Consider the following 22,693-nt stretch of genomic DNA (forward strand, 5'->3'; position numbering starts at 1 on the left):
GGCGGTTCGCGGACGCTCGCCTCGACCGGCCGAGGCATACATCTTTGCCGGATGGAGACTCGAGCGCAGGCTGACGCGAGGTCCGAGTCCGTCGCGGCGCCCGCGCTTTCGACCGAGGCGCTGGTTAAGCGCTTCGGATCGACGACTGCGCTGGATAGCGTGACCGTCGAAATCGCGCGGGGGGAGTGCGTGGCTCTCGTTGGTGAGAGCGGCTCCGGCAAGACAACCCTGCTGCGCACCTTCAACCGGCTCGTAACGCCCGACTCAGGCAGAGTGTTGGTTTCGGGTCGAGACAGCGCGACTGTCGATGCCATCGAGCTCCGCCGTCGAATGGGTTATGTGCCGCAGGATGGCGGTCTTCTTCCTCACTGGCGGGTTGGGCGGAACGTCGAGCTCGTGCTCAGACTGCGGCAGGCGGAGCAAGACATCGTGCGTCGAGCGGATGAATCGCTCGAGTTGGTTGGTCTCGATCCGAGTGTCTTTCGGATGCGCTGGCCGCGTGAGCTCTCGGGTGGGCAGCGGCAGCGCGTAGCAATTGCAAGAGCACTCGCCGCCCGGCCGGAAGTGCTGTTACTGGACGAGCCGTTCGGCGCGCTCGACGCGATTTCGCGCGCCGACCTACAGGAGAGCTTCGCGGCTCTGCGCGAAGCCCAATCTGCGCCGATGACCTGCGTGCTCGTCACTCACGATCTGCACGAGGCGTTCTTACTCGCCGATCGAATCGCCGTGCTTCGTCGTGGGCGAGTGGAACAGATCGGAAACGCCGAGGCGCTGCTCTCGCGTCCCGCCAGCGAGTACGTGCGCGAGCTACTCGCCCGCGCTCGCGTCACGAGTGCCGACGTCGCCGTTTCATCAGGCAGGCGAGAGCCGCTATGAGACGCAGGGCCCTTTTCCTCACCATTGTCCTTTGCGCACGCGCGGCCCTCGGGCAGACCGAGCAACGGTCAGTGATCGTCGCTTCGAAGCCGTTCGGGGAGTCGTATCTCCTGGCAGAGATGTTTGCCCAACTGCTCGAGGCGCGCGGGGTGCGCGTCGATCGACGCCCCGGCCTCGGGGCGACCGAGCTCGCATTTCGTGCATTGAGAAGTGGTTCGATCGACGTTTATCCCGAGTACACGGGCACCGGGCTCTTGGTCTTGCTCGGCGAGCAACCGCGCGGAACAGCTGAAGAAGTGTACGGACGCGTGGCGGAGGAATTCCCGCGCCGATTCGGGGTGCGGTGGCTTCCACCGTTAGGCTTCGAAAACACTTATGCGATCGCTGTTCGCAAAGGAATGGCGGATTCCCTTGGCTTGCGAACCCTCTCGGACCTGGCGCGCTCAGCATCGCGACTCCGCGCTGGACTCACTCCCGACTTCATCGGGCGAGCCGATGGCCTTCCCGGCCTCTCGAAAGCCTATGGGATTCACTTTCGGGACGTACGCTCGCTCCTACCAGCCGTGAAGTACCGGGCACTCGATGCTGGTGAGGTCGATGTGGTCGACGGCTACTCCACGGATGGACTCATTGCGCGCTACGACTTGCGAGTGCTCGGCGACGATAAGGGATTCTTCCCGCCTTACGAGGCAGCCGCGCTCATCGGATCACGACTCGCACGAAGCAATCCGGCGGCTGTGGCGGCGTTGACGGAACTCAGTGGACGCCTCGACGCCGAGCAGATGCGACGTCTCAATCGTCGCGTCGAGGCTGAGGGCGTGCCGATACCGGCCGTTGCCGAGCAAGCGCTCGACGAGCTCGGGCTAAGGGGCTCGTTGGGCACCGAGTTCCGCGAGCCGAGGCGTGGCAGCTTGATTGCGTACTTCGAAAGCACCCGCACTGCATTGCTCTCGCGGACGCTCCGTCACCTGCTTCTTGTCGGTGTTTCGCTCGCGTTTGCGGTTCTGATCGGCGTCTCGCTCGGCCTAACGCTCGAGAGGAGCGCCCGTGGAGCAGAGCCCATCATCAGGAGTGTCGGCGTTTTGCAGACGTTACCTGGTATTGCGCTCCTCGCCTTCATGATTCCAATGTTCGGAATCGGAGTCGTACCGGCACTGGTCGCGCTGGTACTTTATTCCTTGTACCCGATCGTGAGAAACACCTTCACGGGTGTGCGTGACGCCGATCCATCAGCCGTCGATGCGGCACGTGCGCTCGGGATGACAGACGTTCAAATTCTTGGGCAGGTGAGGCTGCCGCTTGCCGCGCCAGTCATAATGGCTGGAATCCGGACCGCGGCTGTGATCGACGTCGGCACGGCGACACTTGCTGCCTTCATTGGCGCGGGTGGTCTCGGCGAGCCGATCGTGAGTGGGCTGGCGCTCTCGGACACGCGGATGATCTTGTCTGGAGCGATTCCCGCGGCGCTTCTGGCGCTGGCGGTCGACGCGACACTCGCGGGCGTGGAACGTTTCGTCCGCCCGAGTCGTTAACTGTAGCTCGCGTGCACTGGGCGCAGGACGCCCCCGAGCGCGCGCGAGTTTTGCCAGATGGAGGTCCATGACCATCGCCGTCCCCCACGTCGAGCGCTCGGATCGGTTGGCTACTTCGCGAGCGAACATTGCCTTGGCCCTGGCCGAAGCACGCGCACGTACGCTGCAGCTGATCGAAACCGTAAGCGAGGCGGATCTGCGCACGCAGCATGATCCGCTCATGGGTCCTATTCTCTGGGACTTGGGTCACATCGGGCATTTCGAAGCGCTCTGGCTCGACCGCAACCTCGACGGCAACGTCGAATTTGTGGAGATGCCGGGGATGTACAATCCGTTCGAGCATCCGCGTCGCGTCCGCGGAGCTCTGCCATTGCCGACACTGGCGGGGACGCTCGAATCGATGGCGGAAATCCGCGAGCGCGTGCTCGAACGCCTGGAACACATCGATCTCGAGTCGGCCGATCCATTGCTGCGGCACGGCTACGTCTATCAGATGGTGCTGCAGCACGAGTATCAGCACAACGAGACGATGCTGCAGACCCTGCAGCTGAAGACGGGTGTGCCGTATTCGCCATTGGTCCGGCGCGCTCAGCCGGCGCGGCGCGTGGTGTTAGGCGATGAAGCGCTGCGCGTCGATGTCGGCCGTGCCTTCGTCGGCACCGACGATCGACTGAACGCGTACGACAACGAACGGCCTCGGTTTGCCGTCGAAGTCGCGCCGTACTGGATCGATCGAACGCCGGTGACCAACGAGCAATATCTCGCCTTCATCGGTGACGGTGGCTATCAGCGGCATGAGCTGTGGAGCGACGCGGGCCGCGCCTGGCTCGATGAATCGAAAGCGGAGGCGCCACGATACTGGTGGCATGAGGACGGCGTCTGGCTGCGTCGGAGCATGGATCATGTGGGCAGACCCGACCCAGCGTCTCCGGTGATTCACGTGTGCTATCACGAGGCCGAAGCGTTTGCGAGATGGGCAGGGAAGCGGCTGCCGACCGAGACGGAATGGGAAGTCGCGGCCTCTTGGGATGCGAGCGAACAACAATCGCGCGAGTTCCCGTGGGGTGACGTTCGACCTAACGCGAGCGACGCGAATCTCGACCAGCTTGGCTTTGACGTGGTGCCGGTCGGTGCGTACGAGAAGAATGTGTCGCCGTTAGGCTGCTACGGGATGCTCGGCGACGTCTGGGAGTGGACGAGTACCGACTTCAAGGGCTATGCGGGCTTCACTGCCTTCCCGTACGCCGAGTACTCGCAAGTCTTTTTCGGAACGGAGTATAAAGTATTGCGCGGCGGTTCCTGGGCGACGCGGCCGGGTGCCATTCGGAGCACGTTCCGCAACTGGGACTATCCGATTCGCCGTCAAATTTTCAGTGGTTTTCGTTGCGCTCGCGATGACTAAACGTGCCGGGAACGCCGCCGCCGAGAACATCGAGCGGCCAGTCGCGATCACTCTCGTCGACGAACGCAAGTCGACGATGATCGACGAGGTCCGTGAGGGACTCGGGCGGCGACAAAAAGAGCTGCCGCCAAAGTACTTTTATGACGAGCGAGGCTCGGAGCTCTTCGAGAAGATCACTCGGCTGCCCGAGTACTATCTGACGCGTGCCGAGCGTGGGTTGCTCGAGGAGAACGCGCACTCGCTCGTCGAAACGCTCCGCCCGCGCACGCTCGTGGAGCTCGGCGCCGGCAGCGCGGCGAAGACACGCATTCTCCTCGACGCAATGGAGCGCACGGGCTGCGCCGAGCAGTATGTGCCCGTCGATGTGAGCGAGGAGTTTCTCGGCGGTACGGCGAAGCACTTGCGAAAGGAGTATCCGACGCTGCGCGTGGAGCCGGCGATCGCCGACATCAGCACGTCGTTAGGCGTATCGGCACGTCTGCCACGGCCAGTGCTGTTCGCCTTCCTTGGCAGTACGATCGGGAACTTCGACGCACCCGCCGCGCGAGCATTGCTCGGCCGCGTTCGTGACGCGATGCGTCCGTTCGATCGGCTACTCCTCGGCACGGATCTGCGAAAGCGGAAGCGCGTCATCGAGGCCGCCTACAATGATACGCGCGGCGTTACGGCGGCGTTCAACCGCAATATGCTGCGCGTGCTCAATCGCGAGCTTGGCGCCGATTTCGATGTCGGCAGCTTCGCGCATCGTGCGTTCTATTCGCGCGAGCGTCATCGCATCGAAATGCATCTCGTCTCGGCGCGCGAGCAGGTCGTGCACATTCCACGCGTCGGCGAAGTGTACCTTGCGAGTGGTGAGACGATTCGCACCGAGATCAGCTGCAAATACGATCGCCCGAGCGTGCGTCGACTGCTTCGCGCGGCCAGTCTCAAACTCGAGGAATGGATCACAGACGGCGAGCGTTTCGCACTCGCCGTCGCCGCGCCACGACCATGACGACTAGCGTGGCGCAGGACTTCTTTGCGCGATCGGTGCGCGAGCGACTCTTCGTTCCACAGCCGGAGGAGGTTCGGCGTGTTGGTGCGGAAATCGAGCTGCTGGCGCTCCTGGCCGGCAGCGGATTGCCCTGTCCGCTCGCGCCGGCGCACGACGACCAGCGCTGCAGCTTGTCCTTGATCCGCAGCTATGGTGGTGTTCGTGGCTGGTGTGAAAAGCGCTCGTCCAAGGGCGCGCCGTACTTCACGCTGCCGAACGGATGGACGTTGACCTTCGAACCAGGCGGGCAGCTGGAGCTCTGCACCGCGCCGCAGGCGTCGATCGGTGCGCTGCTGCGGGACGCTCGCGAGACCGTCGCCGGCCTAACGACGATGGGTGCCGAGGTCGGGATCGAGCTCGTGAGCCTGGGGATAGATCCGCGAAACGAAATCGAGCGTATTCCGCTCCAGCTCCATAGCCCGCGCTACGAGCGAATGACGCAGTACTTCGACAGCATCGGGCCAAGTGGCGTGCGGATGATGCGTCAGACGGCCGCCACGCAGGTGAGTCTCGATCCAGGGCGAGATCCGGCCCGTCGCTGGCGGCTGCTTTCGGATCTGACGCCGTATCTGACCGCGATGTTCGCCAACTCGGCGCGTTATGCGGGCGTGAACACGGGCCATCGGAGCTTCCGCGCTCGTTGCTGGCGCCTGCTCGACCCGTCGCGCACTGGCGTACCGTATCCCGAGTTGTCCGCGTGCGCGGCGTATACGCGCTTTGCACTCGAGGCGGGCGAGATGTCGCGCACGGCCGATGACGGATCGTATCGGTCGTTTGGCGAGTGGGTGGCGGACGATGAGTGGACGGAGACGGAGTGGCACGAGCACCTGACGACGCTCTTTCCAGAAGTGCGGCCGCGCGGCCACCTGGAGGTGCGCTCGATCGATGCGCTCGGTCCGGACATGATCGGCGCGCCACTTGTTCTCCTGGCGGGCCTGGCATACGACGAGGAGAGCGCAGTCGATGCGCGATCGCTTTTGCCACCGGCCGATGAGGATATGCTCAACCGTGCGGCGCGCTGCGGGATGAACGACGATACTATCGCGACGATTGCCGCGGACCTGGTGCGAATCGGCCTGCGAGGCGCGAAAACGCTCGGAGCCACTCTGATCGACGGTGCTGAGCTCGAGCTCGCCGAACAGTTTTTCGACGACTGGACGCTTCGTAGGCGATCGCCCGCGGATTCTCGTTAGGGTACCGCTGCGTACGCGCGACGAATGCGCACCGTGCGTTCGAGCTCGTCGCGCGACTGCAACACCTTCTGCCTGAGGTCGAGCGGGAGGTGATGCTTCGCGAGGTAGGTATCGATCGTTTGTAGCGCGGCGGCGTCGCGCTGACCGCCAATGAAGGCGCTGAGCCACGAGCCGAGAAAGAAGATGCGACGATTGTGCTGAATCCAGGACAGCGAATCGAGCGCAGGCTCCAGATATGGAAGCGTCAAGCTGCTCTGATCGGGATCATTGAAGGCACGGAGACTCGCCGTGACCCACTCCTCGTTGAGCGTTCGATCGCCAAAGTATCGTTGGAAGTAGGTACGCTTCGTCTCCCCGTCCGGACGCGCCGCGGCAGCAACGAACGCGCGGCGCTTGCCACCGGCGGTCGTGTCACGCCGTTCCTCTTCGGCGAGGCGTTTGTCGGCGCTCGGGGCTGCAATCGAAACGAGGTGGGTCACAATCGACCACCGACTCGGCTGGCGAAGTGGAAGACCAGCGCCGCTCGTGCTATCGAGCCACGCGTCGAGACGGCCGACGGCGCTTGGCGTTGCTGCCAGGTCGATGAAAGCGTCGAGCTGGCTCTTGCGTATGCCGTACGCGCGGCGCGGGTCGCCTGCGCCGGCGAGAAGCAGCTGCTCGGCAGCCGGCAGTAGTGAATCGCGATCGGGCTTCGAGAGATAGGCTTCGAGGCCACGACGCAATCGTCCGACGATCCCGGCCGCAATCTGTTCGTCTCGTTCGTTAGGCAATTCGCGAATGGCGGCCTCGAGGAAGGTGCGCGGCGCGATTCGCGTCTCCCGTACCAGATCCCAGAGCGAGCCCCAGAGCATCGCGCGGAGGAAGTCGTCTCTGACGGAGCCGATGTGTGCCACGAGCCAGCCCGCACTCGCGCTGTCGGGCAGCACGAGCGCGTAGGCGTGATCGTTGACATTGGCAAAAACAAAGTCCGGCGCGGGAAGGCCGACCGCTTCGGGCACGTCGGTCGTATCGCGGCGGAGCACGACTGGCAATAGCGTCGGAGCGGCCGCCTGCCTGACGAGGGCGATCTCGGTACGGATTGGCCACGGGCCTGGGCCCGATACCGAAGGTTGCGCCGGGCGCTGAATGAGGCGGAGGCGCTTGATCTTTCCACGGGCGATGTCGAGTTGTTGCTCGACGATGGGCATGCCAGGACGAAGGATGTACTGCGTACCCCAGTCGTCGAGCGATTGGCGAGCCGCGTGCCCAATCGCGCCAAGGAGATCGCGCCAGGTTGCGTTGCCATATCGATGCGCAACAAGGAAGTCGTGCACGCCGGCGCGGAACGCCGAGTCGCCCACGAGATAGTTGAGCTGCTTGAGAACGCCCGGCGCCTTGTTGTAGACGATCGCGCCATAGTTGCTCTTTGCCTGGTCGAGATTGGCGAGCTGTTGCCAGATTGGTGTCGTGCCGACGGTGAGATCGACGTCGTATGCCGCGGGCTTGTTCCGGAGGTAGAACGACATCCACGGGTTCGGCAGATGCTCGAGGTCCTGCATCTTCGCCGCCATGTACGTGGCGAAGCCCTCCTTCAGCCAGAGATCGTCGAACCACTCCATCGTCACGTCGTCGCCGAACCACTGATGCGCAACCTCATGATAGATGGTGGCGCGGCGGCCGAGTCGCTGATTGAGGGTCGGTGGCTCACGGTAGATGAAAGACTCCTCATTGAACATCGTGACGCCAGGATGTTCCATCCCGCCGAATGGAAAGGCGGGTGCCAGCATGTACTGGAATTGCTGGAACGGATACGGAATGCCGAAGTACCGCTCCAGTGAGCCTAACGCGGACGCGACCTGGTCCTGGAGAGAGTCGACTTCGACTTCATGCGCGCGCGAGGCGCGGACGAGAAGCGGCGTCGAACGCGCGCCGCCGACGAAGCGAGTATACGGCCCAGCAGCAAAGGCGAAGAGGTACGTCGGCAGCGGATCGGTCTCGGCGAAGCGAAAGTGCGTCGAATCGCCATGGGCTGGAGAGACCTGTCGTCCATTCGCAATGGCTGTCCAGCGGCTCGGCACCGATAGCTCCAGCTCGAGGCGAGCCTTGAGATCGGGCTGATCGAAGCAGGGAAAGAGTGCGTGCGCATCGGACGGGACCAGCAGCGTGTAGAGGTAATCGCGCCCGTCCGTCTCGTCATGAAAGTGGATGATCGGCGCGCCCGCCGGCGCAATCGGCGTCGCGAAGGATGCGGCGAAGCGGTTTTCGCCGGGCCTCAGGGCACGCGCGGGAATGCGAACATGCGAGCCATTCCATTCGACGCCGTCAACGCGAGCGTTGTTCACGCCGATGTCGGATAAGGACGGCCCGCGAAAATCGACGATGACGTCCGTGGGTGCTTTGAGCCGGAACGAGATGCTGACGCGGCCTTGTGCCGTGTCGGACCTGCGCAGGTCGAGGCTCAATCGGTAGCGTACGGTGGTGATCTCCGATGCACGGCGTGTCGCGAGCGCGCGCGAGATACCGGGCGTCATGAGGCCCGTCGTGTCGCCGGCGGCTTGCAGGATTTGCGCGGCCAGGAGGAATGCGATCATGGGCGGACGCTATCCGGGGAATGCAACGGCAGCAAGGTGAACGTGATTCGGCAGAGACGATGGACGTGAAGCCATCGCGTATCTAACGTTCGCGCCTATGCCAATGAAAGAGACCGAACGAGCGCTCACGCACGTCGACGCGACGCGCAGCGGAGAATCAAGCGAGGCGATCGTCATCGAGCTGCTCCACGAGGACGCGCAACGACCGCGCCGTGCGACGCAGGGCTCCGCCGGCTACGACCTGTTTGCGTATCTCCGAGAGCGTACGATCGACTGTTCCGATGGAGCTCGTCTGTGGCAGACGGCAGCCGAGTCAGTGAGCGGCGCGTTTCGCGTGATGCTTCCAGCGGGCGCAATGGCGCTCATTCCATTGGGGTTCAAGGCGCATTTGCCTGTCGGGTACGAAGCACAAATACGTCCCCGCAGCGGAGCAGCGTTCAAGAAGGGTTTGGGCATTCCCAATGCGCCAGGGACGGTCGACTCCGATTTTCCCGACGAGTGGCGAGTGATCGTGCGCAATACGACTTCGCAATCGATCGTGATCGAGCACGGCGAACGCATCGCGCAGATGGTGCTGCAGCGTTACGAGGTGCTGCCCTTCGTATCAGGCAGCGTCGCGATCTCGACCGATCGGGAGGGAGGCTTCGGCAGCACCGGGCATTAGTGCCCAAAGGGGGAAGAAAAACGAAAAGGGCCGGCAGTCCGAAGCTGCCAGCCCTTTTCTGGTCATCGTGGATGAACTGCCTCAACAACAACACCCACGACAGCCGCCGGTTCCGCTCGGGTCAGGGACCGGGAGACGTGCTCTGTCTTACGCGTTCACGTGACCCAAGCTGGAAGCCGCAGTATTAGACAATGGATCACCTCCTCGCTTTTAGGGTGGAACATCTCGGATTCGAACAGCAATCCAACGTGTACTTCCGTACCCTAGTTGGGGGCGCGAAGATCCGCAACGCCAGCGGGAGGCGCGAATCCACAGAACATGTTGTGACCTTCGAACGTAGTGGTCGCTGATGCCATCGCGCCTTCTCGCTTTCACCAAACGCGGGTCCTACTTCGACGTGAGCCGCGCACCGCGCTATAGCGTGGTCTTCGCGCTGCCGTTGCTGCTCGCCTACGAGGCGCTCGCCGCGGCGCTCGCGGGTTCCGACAGTGCGTCGCAAGTTCGCAACGGCGCCGACGTGCTGCTCAAAGAGGCGTTCGTCGCGGCGGCAGGCCGCAATGGTCCGCTGATTTTCATTGCGACCGTGATCGCCATTGGGATCTGGTTCGTTGCGCGAGATATGAAGCGCACCGGCCAGGGCGTTCGTCCGGTCATATTCGGCGGCATGCTCGCCGAATCGATGGCGCTCGCAGGAATCTTTGGCGTCGTCATCGGCACGATCACTACGAAGCTGCTCGGCTCGCTGCACATCCTCGCGATGGTTGCGACAGGTCCCGGCGGGCCCATCGCGCACATGAGCTGGGCGACGCGCTTGATGCTCTCGCTCGGCGCCGGACTATACGAGGAACTGCTGTTCCGCGTCTTGCTGGTGTCAGCGCTCGCGGCGCTGGCGCGCGTCGTGTTCGGCTTCGGGGTGAAAGGCGCGGGTGTCTTCGCGACGCTCGTCGGCGCGCTGATCTTCTCGGCCTTTCATTACATCGGGCCATTCGGCGATCCCTTTCGCCTAACGTCGTTCACCTTCCGTGCGATCAGTGGCATTGCGTTCAGCGCTCTGTATCTGCTACGCGGCTTTGGGATCACGGCCTGGACGCACGCGTTGTACGACGCATTCCTGCTTCTCGGTTGAGCTAGCGCCGGCGCAGAATCTCCTCGAACAAATCGACCGCGCGCGGGTCTCCGGACTGCCCAAGCCAGAAGAGCGCCTGCGCACGCGCCGCCGGGTGGGGCGCTCCGCGAGCCACCTCGATCAGCTCGGGTATCGCGCTTTCCTTCGGTTGTTGAGAGAGTGCGAACACCGCGCTCGCGCGAACATCGTCATCGTCATCGTCGTCGCGGTCGGCGAGTCCGAGCTTGGCGGCGGCGCCGCGGGCGAGCCAGAACGAAACGGTGTTCCGGGTAGCGCGCGGCAGCTGCTCGTCGCGCGCGAAGCGCAGGAGGGTCGGCCATGGGACGATGCTATCGGCAAGGACAAGCGGGAGAATCGCATCGCTGGCGGCACGCCCGTGCGCTTGCTCGACGAGGTTCGTGAGAAAACCCGCGGCGTCGCCTACCGAGACCATGCCGAGATCGCGGGGCGGCGAGTCGCCGGCGCGACGCGGCCCGGCGTAGGTGTGCAGCCTGACGATTTCGCCTCCGCTCACCGAGGCGACGATGCGGACCGGACCAGGGCCGCACGGCGGCCAATCGTCGCCACGACTATGGCCGGAGAAATTTCCGCCGTCGTAAATCCGGTTGTTGCCGCCGAAGCCATCGCGGATGAAGGTCGCTCCGTCACCGCAGACACCCGGTCGCGACGCGAAGGTGAATTGGACGGGTCCGTCGGAGCCGTTGACGACGCGGCGCATGAGGGATTGCGCCATCGCTGTGCGCGCGGCGACGGCAGCGAGCAGCCCGAGCACGAGAGTGTGTCGCGTCATCGAGTCACCAGGTCGCGAATGAAGGCGAGCGCGCGCGGATCCTTGCTCTGACCGAGCCAGAACAAGGCCTGATGGCGCACGTCGCGGTCGGCATCGTGTTCCGCGATGTCGATCAGCTTGTCGAGCGCGGCGCGATCGTGCCGTTGCGAGAGGACGAACGTGTAGTGATTGCGGAGTGCCGTCGACGACAGTCGATCGTACAGCCTAACGAGATCGCCCGTGAGTGAGCGTCCCTGGCCGAGCCAGAACATGGCCTGCTCGCGCGTATGCTCCGTCTCGTTGTCGTCGGTCACGATACTCGCGAGCCACTGCGACGCGCGCCGGCCGTCCGAACGCGAAACAGCGAGGAGGACATTGTCGCGCAGCTTCGACGACACGCGGGGATAGAGCGATTGTAACCACGCGACGTCATTCTCCGAGATGTCATCTCGGCCTAACGCAATGATCGCCGAGCCGCGAACGTCATCGTCGAGGCGGTCGTCGGACGCGAGCTCGTGAAGCGTTCGGCTCGCCGTTTCATCGTCGTACGTCCCGATCCAGAACGTGGCCCGTTGCCGCAGCTCCTGCTTCATGTCGGCGTTTCTCGCCGTGCGTGCGAGATCGGGTACCAGATCGATGCTGTCGGCAAAGACGGCAGCGGCCAACGGATACTCCGCGTTTCTCCCACTCGCGCGTGTTGCCGCGTCGAGCAGATAGCGCGCCGCATCGGGCGCCGACACGACGCCGAGGTCGGTGGCGTCGTCATCCGCGCTCCACCGGCCACCGACGTGCACCCGATAGCTCACGGTCTCCCCGCCAGAACGGCCAATCGCGACGCGCACGGGTCCCGCGAAGCACACATCCACGTTGCTGGTTCCGTAGCCGTACGTGTTCGGCAGCACAATGAACGACGGCCCAGTGCGAACCGTCTCGCCTCCATCGCCGCAGAGGCCTGGTCGCGCGGCGTAGGTGAGCCGCACGGATCCGTCGCGGACGCGCTCGATCTGTCGTCCGAGCGATTGCGCCAGCACCGTCGACGGCGCGAGCGCGAACACGCCGAGCATTCTCCGCCACGACATGGGGTTCACCGGTTGATCAGGTCGAGAAGGAATTGCTGAACACGCGGATCGTGGCTCTGGCCGAGCCAGAAGATGGCCTGCTTGCGGAGATCGCGATCGGAATCGTTCTTCGCGATGTCCATCAGCTTATCAATCGCGTCGCGATCGCGCCGCTGGGAGAAGACGAAGATGAGTTGATTCTGAATTTCGGACTGGCCCTTCATCTCGTCGTAGAGACTGATCATCTGGCGCATGTCGGCACCACTCTGGCCGGCCCAGAAGAGCGCGTTCTTGCGTGCGTCGATCGAAATCGATTTGTCGCGCGCGATCTCGATCAGCCAACGCATCGCGTCGGGCGTGTGGGCCTGCGCCATCGCCTGGATGATGCTTCCCTGAATTTCCTCGCTCCGCGACCGTCCAAAGAGATCGCGCAGGAAGCGCATGTCGTCGGCGTCGCGATGCGTCTGGCCGAACCAGAAGATGGCCTGCGTCCGCGCATGCGTGGATTTGCGCTCGTCGGACGCGATGCGACGGAGTGCGGCATCGGAGCGCTCGTCGCGCGTCTGCGAGAGAGCGAAGATGGCTTTGTCCAGTATATCGTCATCGGTTGCGTTGGCCGCGATGGAATCGAGCGCCGCGACCGCGCGCGGCGATCGCGCCTGGCCTAACCATTGAATCGCCTCGCCGCGGACGTCGGAGCTCGGATCCGCACGCGCAACCTGAAGCAAAAGGTCCGTCGCTTCGTCGCTGCGCTTCTGCGAGACGATGAACACCGCTTGCTTGCGCAGACTCTCACTGCACGAGCCACGCTTCGCCAACACCTGACGGAGGATTGGCAGCGCCGACTCGGCGTCCATCTGCATCAATGCCTGGAGCGCGTAGATACGGGGATCATCGTCGTCTTTCGGACAACCGCGCTCGTCTCCGAGCTGATTCGCTTTTTCCTGAACGCGTTGCGCGGCTTGGGCATCGCCGCGACGAGCTTGGAGGCTTTCGATCCGCGTGCGCAAGGTCTTCGCATCTTCGCGTGTCGACGCGTCGGCATAATCGCGCGCTTGCTGCTCGATCGCATCCACCGCGTCGCGCAGGTCCCGCTGGCCGCCGAGCTGATAGAGGCAGTAGGCGCGATAGTAGAGTGCGTCGCCGGCGTAGTCGGAGTGAGGATATCGGTCCACGAGATCGGCGAAAGCGTCAGCGGCGCGCCGATAGTTCTCGTCGGCCATCGCGCGTCGTGCAAGACGGTAGAGCGAGTCCGCGGGATCCCGCACGCTCCAGGGCGCGGGAGGAACGAGCCGTTCGCGACGGCGCGTTGCAACGCCGATATCGCCGAGACGCACGAGTTGCGCGACGTGTACGGCGGCATCGACCCCCGCTAGCGAGATCGCTCCGCTGGGCACGTCGGGCACGACGACCGTTTGTGCCTTGACCGACGGCGCGACCGCCCACAGCAGCGCGAGCAGTATGGTTGAGAGCTTACTCACAATTCCTCTCCTCAGGTGCCGGCGGGCGAGAGCCGCGCCGGAATGGTCGTGTGCAGTTTGCCGATGACGCCACGACGCTCGATGGAGTGCTCGATCAGGTCGAGCTCCTCGGCGTGGTGCGCACCGGAGTTGCTGTACTGCGCGATTTGCACGAGCACGAGCTCGAGATCGTCGAGCAGGCGCTTCATCGTGGGGTCTTCCTGAGCCGACGCCTCCAGGAGGCGCGTCGTCGTCAGGAGGTTCTTTGCCCAGGTCGTGATCTGGGCGTCGACTTCGCCGCGCTTGGCAGCGGAACGGAAGGAGGTCAGCATGGCTTCGGTCCCGGCAAGGTGCTCCATCACTGCGAGACGATACGCCATGTTCTCCGAGTGATCGTTGAAGGGCTGCGAACGAGGGACGTCGACCGTGTTCGGTGCGGTATTCGGCGTGACCCGCGGTGTGGGATGCGGGGCGCTCGGCATCGAGTGAACCTTGGGGTTTGAATCGACGACTACGGGTGACGTCGGCGGAGTCGAGGTCGACTCAGGTCGATTCAGAGCGACGCGAGCGCCTTCAGTCTTCGGCACCCGACGCTCGTACAGACGACCGATCGCGATGCCGATGACCAGCATCGCGGCGGCGGCGAACGGGATGACCCACAAACGTCGCGGACCGATCGATGGAGCGACAGCGGTCGCGCGACGTGCACGCGCGGCGCGGATCTCGGTCCACATCCGCTCGCGCGGCGTCTCGCCGGGACGATTGTAGTCCTGCGCGGCTGAGCGAAGCATTTCGTCGAAGTCGTCGGAGGGATGGTCGGTCATGCGCTGTAATCTCCAGCAAAGGACGCAAGGGCCAGGCGTAGCTTGGCGCGAGCGTCGAACAGACGCGCCTTTGATGTTCCGATCGGAATGCCTAACGCGGCACCGACCTCTTCATGAGTGTAGCCTTCGATGTCGTGCATGATGTACACGGGCCGGAGCTTCTCGGAGAGCGCGTCGATCGCCTGGAAAAGCTGTGTCCGGAGATCGGGCGGCAGATCGCGCGCTTCGGCCGCAAGCAACGGCGTTTCCTCGAGGTCGGTAGTGCGAAGGCCAATCCGTTTCACTTTGCGCATTCCGTTGAGCGTGACCGAGACCGCGATCGAGTGGAGCCAGGTCGCGAGCGATGAGTCGCCGCGAAACTGTTCGAGCCGCTCGAAAGCGCGAATGAACGTGTCCTGCGTGAAGTCCTCCGCGAGGTCGCCATCGCCAGCCATGCGATAGACGAGCCGGTAAATGCGATCCACGTGGGCGTCGTACAACGCACGCTCCGCGTCGGCGTCGCCGGCGAGGCAACGCGCGATCAGCTCGCGATCGATGGAGTGCACGTCATACGTCGCTGGAGTGGGGGTTTCGTCCTAGAGACACGGGGGGCGGAGAAAGGGTTGGGTGGGTCGTTATAGCCGAGGTCCGCGAGCAAGCCAATGCAACGGCAACTCTTGTCATAAAAAACGAACGGGGCAGCCGTCGTGGCTGCCCCGTTCATTCTCGTCGAGCACGGTCGATTACGGATTCGGCAGCTTCGTGAGCGTCGTTGCGTACTTCCCGTTGATCGCTTCGATTATGTAGTTCGTGAGAAGAATGTGCGAGGCCGCTGTCGGGTGGATACCGTCGAGGGAGACCCATTTTCCGAACGGCGCGGTTGGGGCGAGAAAATTCGGACCCGTCGGCGTGATCTGGCCGGCTTTCGTCAGGCTGTCGAGTACATGGTTCGGATCGAAGTATGCGAAACCGACAGCGTTCGCCTTGCCGCTGATGTACGCATTGATTGCCGCGACATCGGCGGTGAGCGCCACGATCTCTCCTTGATCGAGCACGAAAATGTCTCCGAGCAGCGGATACTGTGCGATCGGAGTCTTCTCACACTCGATCGTCGTCGGGTGCTGACCCGCCGCGATGGCGGGGACGATCGCGAAGCTGATCAGCGAGTTCGTCGTCGAGGTGCAGGTGGTTGGGTCGACGGTGATCGTCTTGCCGGTTGCCTGATCGAGCGCGGCAACGAACGCCGGATTCTGGAGCACGCGTCCAGAGAACATAATCGGCGCGTTCGTGACGTTCACGACACCGATCAACACTCCTCTCAAACTCAGTGGGGCCGCGGTGAGATCGGCCATCATCTTGTCGTAGTTCGCCTGGAACGTTGCCTGAGGCGTGACGCCAGGCGAGACGCCCGGCACCGGCGTGAGCAAACCAGTAACGGCCGCTTCGAGCACGTCGTTGTTGCCGATCCAGACGCTCGCGAACGTCGGGTTCGCGGCGCGAGCGCGCTGCACCTGATCCTGGCCGCCCAGAATGAGCTGCGTGAGCAAATTCGAATTTCGCGTGCTGTCGGGCGCATCCGGGTCGAGCGAAGTCGCCCCGGGTACGGCGACGTTGTTTAGAATCGCGACTGTATTACCGCGAAGGTAGCAGGAGGTGCTGGTGCTCGCCGGGTAGCCCGTCGGTGTCACACGGGTCTGGGTATTGAAGTTGTTAACCGGCGGCGGGCACCCGGGCTTCGCAATGGATGCGTAGGCGTAACGCGTTCCCATCTGGCCGGCCAGCAGCTTGGGATAGCTCTGCTGCTGTGTCGAATCGTTGATGCCGCCCGACTGATATCCCGCGGTGAGGCTGTTACCTAACGCGACATAACTCTGGAATATGCCGTTGCCCTGCGACGGCTTCGGACCAAGGACTTTCGCCGTGTGGTCCGTGCAGGCCGCGGCGCTCGCCACAACGAGCGCGGCTGCACCGAGTCGAAGAATTCTATTCGTCATTCGGAAGTCTCCCCGAAGCACGGTTCAAAAGGCGCTCTTGAAGCCCAACGCGAAGATGTTCGCGGTGAGCGAATACTTGCCGCTGTTGAGCTGCGCCGCGGTCTGCGACTCACCGGTGCGCTCGACGATGCGGCCACGACGGCCGGGCGTCGTCACGAGGACGTACCCACCGTCCATGACGACGTTGTGCCACGCCGGCGTCGTGAAACCTAACGTGTAGTTCGCGCGGTCCTGCTCCGGGAGCAGCGGCGTCACCGTCTCATTCGGCGCGGCGCGCGTCACGCCGGCGAAGCCGCCGCGAACGTGCCAGGTATTAGCGAACTTGTATTCCGCACCAAGCCGCAGCGCAGACGAATTGTTGTAGTCCTCGATCAACACCGAACTCGGCGTCGCCGGATTCGAGAACGTGATCGGCAAGCTCTTGAAGCTCGAGTAGGCGATAAGCGCGTAGTCCGCCTCGAGCTCCCAGTTCTGGAAACCAGTGTAGGCAAAGCCGACCTGGAATTGCGCCGGATGATTGATCTTGGTGCTCACCTTCTGCGACGACAACGGCGCCCCCGGCGCAAACGCGGCCTTGAGCAGCGACAGTGTATCGACATGAGCACCGGCACCAACGAGCGGCGGCCCCGCTGGGTTCGCAGGGTTTGGAATCGCGGTCGGAATGATGAGGTTCGTCGCGACCTGCGTGAACGTCGCGTCAGCGTTGTCGTACTTGAAGGACATCGGCGTCATGAAGCGCGCGCCGAACATCCAGTTCGGAGAGAGCTTGCCCTGAACGCCGATCTGCAGTCCGTAGCCCCAGGCATCACCCTTCAACGTCGCTTGCGCGAACTCGGTGCGCTGTGCGATGCCGAGTGCGGCAAAGGTGATCGGTGGGGTGATGCCGGGAATCGGCAGCACCTGCTGCGAAAGATCGATTGCCTGAATCAGCTCCACGTGCGAATGGCCGATGATCGGGCCACCGCCCACACTCCAGTTCGAGTTGATCTGATACCCAACGTTCGGCTGGATGTAGATCGTCTGGAGCGACGCCTTCTTCGCTTCGAAGCGGCCCGGAAAATCGTCGTGCCACTGCGATGTGAGACCGTACGGGACGTACACGCCACCGCCGAAGGACCACTGGCTCTTCGGGTTGTGATAATTGACGAATCCGTCGGGAACGAGGGCGGTCCCTACATCGGCCTTGAAGGTCTGGAATGTCGTGTCCTGAACGAACTTTCCATTCAGGGCGATCGCCGCCGCTCCGATATCCCAGCTCCAGCCGCTGAGCGCGGAAACCGCAGCAGGATTCCAATAAATCGCCGACGCGTCATGACAGCCCGTCGCGACCGCCGAATAACCGCGCCCGAGCCCGCAGGTGCTGATCTCATTCAGACCAAAACCCTGCGCGCCCACGATGGTGCTCGAGGTTGAGAGTACTAGCAACGCTATCCAATACCGCGAACCACGGCGGAGCTGCATGTTCGTCCTCCGGTGAAGGGCGCGAGCGTAGTGGGACGCTCGTTGCGATCGCGCGTGATCAGTGGGCGCGTCGCCGTGTCGAAGAGATACCGCTGAGGTGAGCAGAGCCGATGAATTGCGGTCGCCGCAAGTCGGCGCGGAATATAAGAAGAGGCGCGAGGAATTGCTCGCCAACGTTCGCCGCATTTCAGGGCCGGAAAGAAACCACCCCGTACGCGCGCGTCTGGTGCGCAAAGGGGGCGTCGAGCGAACGAGCGACGCCGACGAGCAATCGCGCCGTCGGCGTGCCGAGCACGGGCAATGCCGACTGATTCAGTTCGAAATCGACGCCGTAGACGCGGTGCCAGATCTGGAACCGGGCGGCGCCGCTGCGAGTGCTTCCACCCCACAAATACGGCGTTAGGCCGGCGATGCTGGTGGCGGCGCGGTACGTGAGTACTTGATCACCTGTCGCCACGGTTGCCGGCAACGCGGGCATCACCACTCGTTGACTCAGAATTGCCGTCGATGTCAACGTCGAGGCGAGTCCACCAATGCTGAACTGCTCGAAGGCCGGCGCATCGGTGTTGACGCGCCCGTACGTTGCTCCGAGATCGATCGGGGCGGCCAAGTCAGTGCCGACATGAAAGCCGGCACTGACGAGCTCCCGATCGAAGGATTTGCTGCCAGTTCGTCCGACCGTTCCATGCGCCGCTATGGATTCAGTGGCTTCGATCGCGTCGCCAATCTGCCGGAATGCCGCGCGGACCTCTCCGAATCCCAGATACCGCGCAACCCCAATCTCGATAGGCACCGCGGGTTTCTGCGTGACCCACTCCGGCGACGCGCCGGCAGTCAGGAGCGCGCCCCATCCGTCGAACGAGCGTGCATAGTCTACGGACATATATGCGCCGCGCATGTCGGTTGTCACTGGAATGGACGCGGGCAGCTCCAACGATCGCGTGTCGCTTCGCTGGACGAAGCCGGAGAGGTGGAACTCCGGTCGATCGCCGCGCCACGCACCCTCGATCGATTCTCCGTGCCAGGCGTCGCCGCTTCCAAGCGAGAGCTGGCCGAGTATCGAGAGACGGCCAACGACGTCGGTGTTGACGAGCGCGAGCGTTGCTTCGCGACCTGTGGTGCCGATGCTCGTTGCGGGGAACCATCGCGTGGTGCGCGGTCCAAACGCGTAGCGCTCCGGCGGCGACGTTCGCGACGGCGCGAAGACACGGACAAGCGTCGCCGGCGCCACGACAACAGGAATGAGCTTCGAATCGAAGAGCGCCGACGGCTGATCGGCCAGCGGAGTCGGCGACGCGAGGCGTCTGACGTCGTATCCTCGAGCGTGAAGCGCGAGAAACCAGATCGAGCCGTCGGCGCCGTTAGGCTCGGGCGCAATCGTCGCGCCGGTAACGCGAGTCAGAGCGCGCGCGACGGGTGGCGTGGCGGTGCCGAAGTCGATTCGCTCGAGATTGGGTGTGCCGCTACGATCGCTGACGACAACGAGTACGCCTGGTCCGAGCCACGCGGGATCGAATCGATTCGCGCCGTCCTCGGGATCGGCAAACCGCGGCGCGCTGCCGGCAACGTCGATCAGAGCGATGCGCCATCGATTGTCTCGTTGGAGCGCGACGGCGATGCTCTTGCCGTCCGGAGACCACCGCGGACGCGCGAACGATGTCAGGACATCGCCGCCGGCAAGCAGACGGACACTGCCAGTTCCCAGATCGACAATCACGACGTCGCAGTGCCCACCGAGGCACCGCAACGCAACTGCCCGGTCTCCGTCCGGCGACGGATCCGCATCGCGGACGGACGCGTGTTTCGTTAGGCGCCGAACATCGTGACGCGCGACGTCCCACAGGTAAAGCTCAGGCCGGAGCGAGCCGTCGGGCCGGCGAGTGGCACGCCAGAGCAGAACGCGCTTGCCATCGGCGAACCAACGTGGGTCCTCGAAGGCGCGACCGTCGCGTGCCAGCAGCGTCGCCAACGTCCGCCTGGGCAATGGGTAGATGCGACGCTCAGGAACGTCCTGCGGGTCGCGTCGAAGCAGTCGCTCGCGCTGACGAGCAGCGAGCGTGTCCGGCTCGGGCGTGGTGCTCCAGACGGCGACTCGGGCCAGGTGCCCAAGAGGGCGAAGCACCAGTGCCGCCAACTTGCCGTCCCTGGAAATCGCTGGATCGCCGGTGGCGCGTGCGAGGTGCTGCACCATCTCGCCCTCGACGAGTCCCGCGCGCGCAAGCACGCTATCGATTCCGACCGCATCCGCCGTGACTTCGGCGCGAAAACGGTCGTACAGAATGGCCGGCGCGTCGCCATACACTCCCGTGAATGCCTCGTCGAAGCTGCGGTTCACGCGCGCCGTGAGTCGCCTCCACACATCGACGAGGCTCGCGTCGCCATTGCGGCGGGCGAGCCATTCCAGAAAGGCCGAACCGGCGAGATAGGCGAAGTCGCCGCCCTCGAAGTCGCTCCAACTGCTGAGCTGCGCGTAGTTAGGCAGCCGACCCTCGATCGCCCACTGCCGGAGCGTGGCGGGACGCCAGACGCCGTGCGGGCGGCCGGTGCCGGTGACGACTCCCTCGATGTACGTTGCGTACCCCTCGATGACCCAACGTGGCGAGCGGTAGGCCAGGGGCCCGACCGCGAGTGGGGAGACGCGCCAGAGGGCGCGAGTGAAGACATTCCGGGACGGCCTCGTTAGGTGCGCGATGTGCCCGAACTCGTGCGTGGCGAGCATCTCGCCCCACGTTCGGAATTGCCCGATGTCCTCGCGCGGATCGGGCGGCGATGCCCAGAAGACAATCACCGGATGATCGAGGATCGGAAGCGCGAAGCCGTTCGAGATGTCGAATGGGTCTTCGACGACGATCTGAACGCGCTGCGGTGGGGAGTAACCGACGAGCCTCGTCACCGCCGTATCGACGGCCGGAAGTCGCTCCGCGACGAATTGCGCCCAGCTCGCGAGCTGCGTGGGATAGTGGACGTCGAACTGGCCAGCGTGAACGGTGTGCCAGTTCAGCCACGGCCTCTCGAACACCTGGGCTGCGACCGAGCGCGCGAGAAGAACCAATGGGACCACGCACGCAAAAACGACGTTGCGGGCGCGACTCAAACGACAAAGGGACGGGCGATAACGCCCGTCCCATCGACTTCGGCAGGCGCCGGCCATGCCGCGTTCAGCGTGGAACGTCCCGCTCCATCTGACGGTCACGGCCACGCCGGCGAGCGACAAAATCCATTAGCCACGTTTGCGGAATGAGAAACAATGGGGTGAGAAAGAATCCAAGAAGCGTGTTCAGCCAGATGAGCGCGATGTAAAATGCGCCAAGCGCCACGCCAACCCACAAAGTTCCAAGCGGACCATGCGATTCCACGAGAAGCTCCCGTTGCGACGGTGCGAAGAAGATAGAGGACCGCGGTCGAGCGGCAAAGTGGGGGAACGCGGACGGAAGCTCGCGGTCGCTGTATCGCGTGCGTTGCCCAGGCGCGGCAATATTGTCCTCGCCGTGTCGGGCGGGCTCGACTCGATGACGCTTCTCGATCTCATGGCAACGGTTCGCTCCGATCGCCGTGGCGAGCTGACCGTCGCCACCTTCGATCACGCGTCCGGCGCACATAGCGTACGCGCGGCATCGTTCGTCGCGGACGCGGCTCTCCGCTACGGGATGTCGGTCGTCATCGGAGTCGCGGGCAGCGTCGAGCGAAGCGAAGCGGCATGGCGCGCCGCGCGGTGGTCGTTTCTGAGATCCGTGGCGCGCGCTACGCGCGCGACCGTCGTCACGGCGCATACGCGCGATGACCAGATCGAGACGGTGCTGATGCGTGCGATGCGTGCTGCCGGCGCGCGTGGCTTGGCGGGACTTCGCGCCGCGTCCGATGTGTGTCGACCGCTCATCGACACATGCCGCGCCGAGCTGGAGACGTACGCAACAGCGCACCGCCTGGGCTGGATTGATGATCCGACCAATCGCGAACCATTGTACCTTCGCAATCGCATTCGGCGCGATCTGCTGCCAGTGCTCCTGCGAGCGCGTCCCGGTCTGGATGCAGAACTGATCGCGATCGGTGAGCGTGCGGCAACGTGGCGTCGCGAGGTCTCCGCGCTCGTCGAGAGTAGTTTCGCTATCGAGATCGGAAGCGGGGACGACGGAATGCCCCAGAGAACGTTGGACGTGAGGGCCGCGGATTTGACGAGCTGCTCCCGGGAGGTTCTCGGGATCGTCTGGCCCGAGCTAGCGGCGCGAGCCGGTCTTACCCTCGATCGGCGGGGAACGGAACGCGCGATCGAGTTTACTCAATCGGGCGCGGTAGGCCGTCGCGTGCAGCTTTCGGGCGGCTGGGACCTCATTCGGTCGAGAACGCATTTCGAGCTGAGGCCGACTATCGCGAGCGACAATGAAGGCCGTCTCCGCGCACTCGATCCGCCGATGATCTGGGATCGATGGGCATTTGCTCTGGTCGACCAGACCTCTGCGAGAGATGTCTGGCGTGTGACCCTCCCGACCGGCGAGTCGCTTTCGGTGCGGTCGTGGCGACCGGGTGACAAATTGACGGTGCGGCAGGGGGAGCGTCTCGTTGAGCGCAAGGTGAAGTACTTTTTATCGGATGCGGGAATCTCCGGACACATCCGTGCGAGGTGGCCCGTAGTCCTCGCCGGGAGCGAGATCGTCTGGATTCCTGGTGTTCGCCGCAGCGACGCGGCAACCGCACGGTCCGGTGGACCGGTTGTGACGTACGCCTGTGACTATCTCGATCGCCGATCCTAGACTA

The 22,693-nt window shown here is 63.9% G+C and carries 18 protein-coding genes; 8 read left to right on the plus strand and 10 right to left on the minus strand.

The features are described from left to right. The first annotated feature begins 51 nt into the window (after window positions 1–51). The 5 genes from VGH98_14210 (at window position 52) to VGH98_14230 (ending at window position 6,036) form a co-directional block, all read left to right on the plus strand. Entirely contained in the window at window positions 52–876 is an 825-nt protein-coding gene (locus VGH98_14210) for an ATP-binding cassette domain-containing protein (protein HEY2377125.1), read from the plus strand. Then, on the plus strand, window positions 873–2,408 hold the full coding sequence (locus VGH98_14215) for a glycine betaine ABC transporter substrate-binding protein (protein ID HEY2377126.1): 1,536 nt from the start codon (window positions 873–875) through the stop codon (window positions 2,406–2,408). The genes VGH98_14210 and VGH98_14215 overlap by 4 nt, the downstream gene beginning before the upstream one ends. Window positions 2,409–2,475: 67 nt before the next feature. Further along, complete coding sequence (gene egtB / locus VGH98_14220) at window positions 2,476–3,810, plus strand: ergothioneine biosynthesis protein EgtB (protein HEY2377127.1); 1,335 nt, start codon at window positions 2,476–2,478, stop codon at window positions 3,808–3,810. Next, window positions 3,803–4,804: an L-histidine N(alpha)-methyltransferase gene (gene egtD / locus VGH98_14225; GenBank protein ID HEY2377128.1), complete on the plus strand. Its 1,002-nt coding sequence runs from the start codon at window positions 3,803–3,805 to the stop codon at window positions 4,802–4,804. Before egtB ends, egtD begins: the two co-directional genes overlap by 8 nt. Next, on the plus strand, window positions 4,801–6,036 hold the full coding sequence (locus tag VGH98_14230; protein ID HEY2377129.1) for a glutamate-cysteine ligase family protein: 1,236 nt from the start codon (window positions 4,801–4,803) through the stop codon (window positions 6,034–6,036). Before egtD ends, VGH98_14230 begins: the two co-directional genes overlap by 4 nt. On the opposite strand, the gene VGH98_14235 is transcribed toward VGH98_14230, so the two are convergent. Next, entirely contained in the window at window positions 6,033–8,606 is a 2,574-nt protein-coding gene (locus VGH98_14235) for a M1 family aminopeptidase (GenBank protein HEY2377130.1), read from the minus strand. The two genes, VGH98_14230 and VGH98_14235, sit on opposite strands and share 4 nt — an antisense overlap. A gap of 103 nt (window positions 8,607–8,709) precedes the next feature. On the opposite strand from VGH98_14235, the gene dut reads away from it, so the two are divergent. Both dut and VGH98_14245 read left to right on the plus strand, forming a co-directional pair. Further along, window positions 8,710–9,270: a dUTP diphosphatase gene (gene dut, locus VGH98_14240; GenBank protein ID HEY2377131.1), complete on the plus strand. Its 561-nt coding sequence runs from the start codon at window positions 8,710–8,712 to the stop codon at window positions 9,268–9,270. 349 nt (window positions 9,271–9,619) lie between these two features. Then, the gene (locus tag VGH98_14245) at window positions 9,620–10,396 is read left to right on the plus strand and encodes a CPBP family glutamic-type intramembrane protease (protein HEY2377132.1); all 777 of its coding nucleotides are present in this window, start codon (window positions 9,620–9,622) and stop codon (window positions 10,394–10,396) included. 1 nt (window position 10,397) lies between these two features. Here VGH98_14245 and VGH98_14250 read toward each other — a convergent pair whose 3' ends face one another. The 9 genes from VGH98_14250 to VGH98_14290 form a co-directional block, all read right to left on the minus strand. Next, window positions 10,398–11,186, minus strand: a complete 789-nt coding sequence (locus VGH98_14250) for a HEAT repeat domain-containing protein (GenBank protein HEY2377133.1) — start codon at window positions 11,184–11,186, stop codon at window positions 10,398–10,400. Beyond that, complete coding sequence (locus tag VGH98_14255) at window positions 11,183–12,244, minus strand: HEAT repeat domain-containing protein (GenBank protein HEY2377134.1); 1,062 nt, start codon at window positions 12,242–12,244, stop codon at window positions 11,183–11,185. Before VGH98_14255 ends, VGH98_14250 begins: the two co-directional genes overlap by 4 nt. A 5-nt stretch (window positions 12,245–12,249) precedes the next feature. Next, entirely contained in the window at window positions 12,250–13,704 is a 1,455-nt protein-coding gene (locus tag VGH98_14260; protein ID HEY2377135.1) for a HEAT repeat domain-containing protein, read from the minus strand. 11 nt (window positions 13,705–13,715) lie between these two features. Further along, window positions 13,716–14,507 (minus strand): hypothetical protein, encoded by a 792-nt coding sequence (locus VGH98_14265; protein HEY2377136.1) that lies wholly within the window; start codon window positions 14,505–14,507, stop codon window positions 13,716–13,718. Next, window positions 14,504–15,052 (minus strand): sigma-70 family RNA polymerase sigma factor, encoded by a 549-nt coding sequence (locus VGH98_14270; GenBank protein ID HEY2377137.1) that lies wholly within the window; start codon window positions 15,050–15,052, stop codon window positions 14,504–14,506. The genes VGH98_14265 and VGH98_14270 overlap by 4 nt, the downstream gene beginning before the upstream one ends. 177 nt (window positions 15,053–15,229) lie before the next feature. Then, the gene (locus tag VGH98_14275; protein HEY2377138.1) at window positions 15,230–16,480 is read right to left on the minus strand and encodes an SGNH/GDSL hydrolase family protein; all 1,251 of its coding nucleotides are present in this window, start codon (window positions 16,478–16,480) and stop codon (window positions 15,230–15,232) included. Window positions 16,481–16,504: 24 nt separating this feature from the next. Then, on the minus strand, window positions 16,505–17,941 hold the full coding sequence (locus tag VGH98_14280; protein HEY2377139.1) for an outer membrane protein transport protein: 1,437 nt from the start codon (window positions 17,939–17,941) through the stop codon (window positions 16,505–16,507). Window positions 17,942–18,128: 187 nt separating this feature from the next. Continuing rightward, entirely contained in the window at window positions 18,129–21,002 is a 2,874-nt protein-coding gene (locus VGH98_14285; protein ID HEY2377140.1) for a hypothetical protein, read from the minus strand. A gap of 97 nt (window positions 21,003–21,099) precedes the next feature. Further along, window positions 21,100–21,297, minus strand: coding sequence for a hypothetical protein (locus tag VGH98_14290; protein HEY2377141.1), 198 nt, complete (start codon window positions 21,295–21,297; stop codon window positions 21,100–21,102). Window positions 21,298–21,354: 57 nt separating this feature from the next. On the opposite strand from VGH98_14290, the gene tilS reads away from it, so the two are divergent. Then, complete coding sequence (gene tilS, locus VGH98_14295) at window positions 21,355–22,689, plus strand: tRNA lysidine(34) synthetase TilS (GenBank protein ID HEY2377142.1); 1,335 nt, start codon at window positions 21,355–21,357, stop codon at window positions 22,687–22,689. Window positions 22,690–22,693 lie beyond the last annotated feature (4 nt).

Source organism: Gemmatimonadaceae bacterium, assembly GCA_036496605.1.
Lineage (GTDB): Bacteria > Gemmatimonadota > Gemmatimonadetes > Gemmatimonadales > Gemmatimonadaceae > AG2.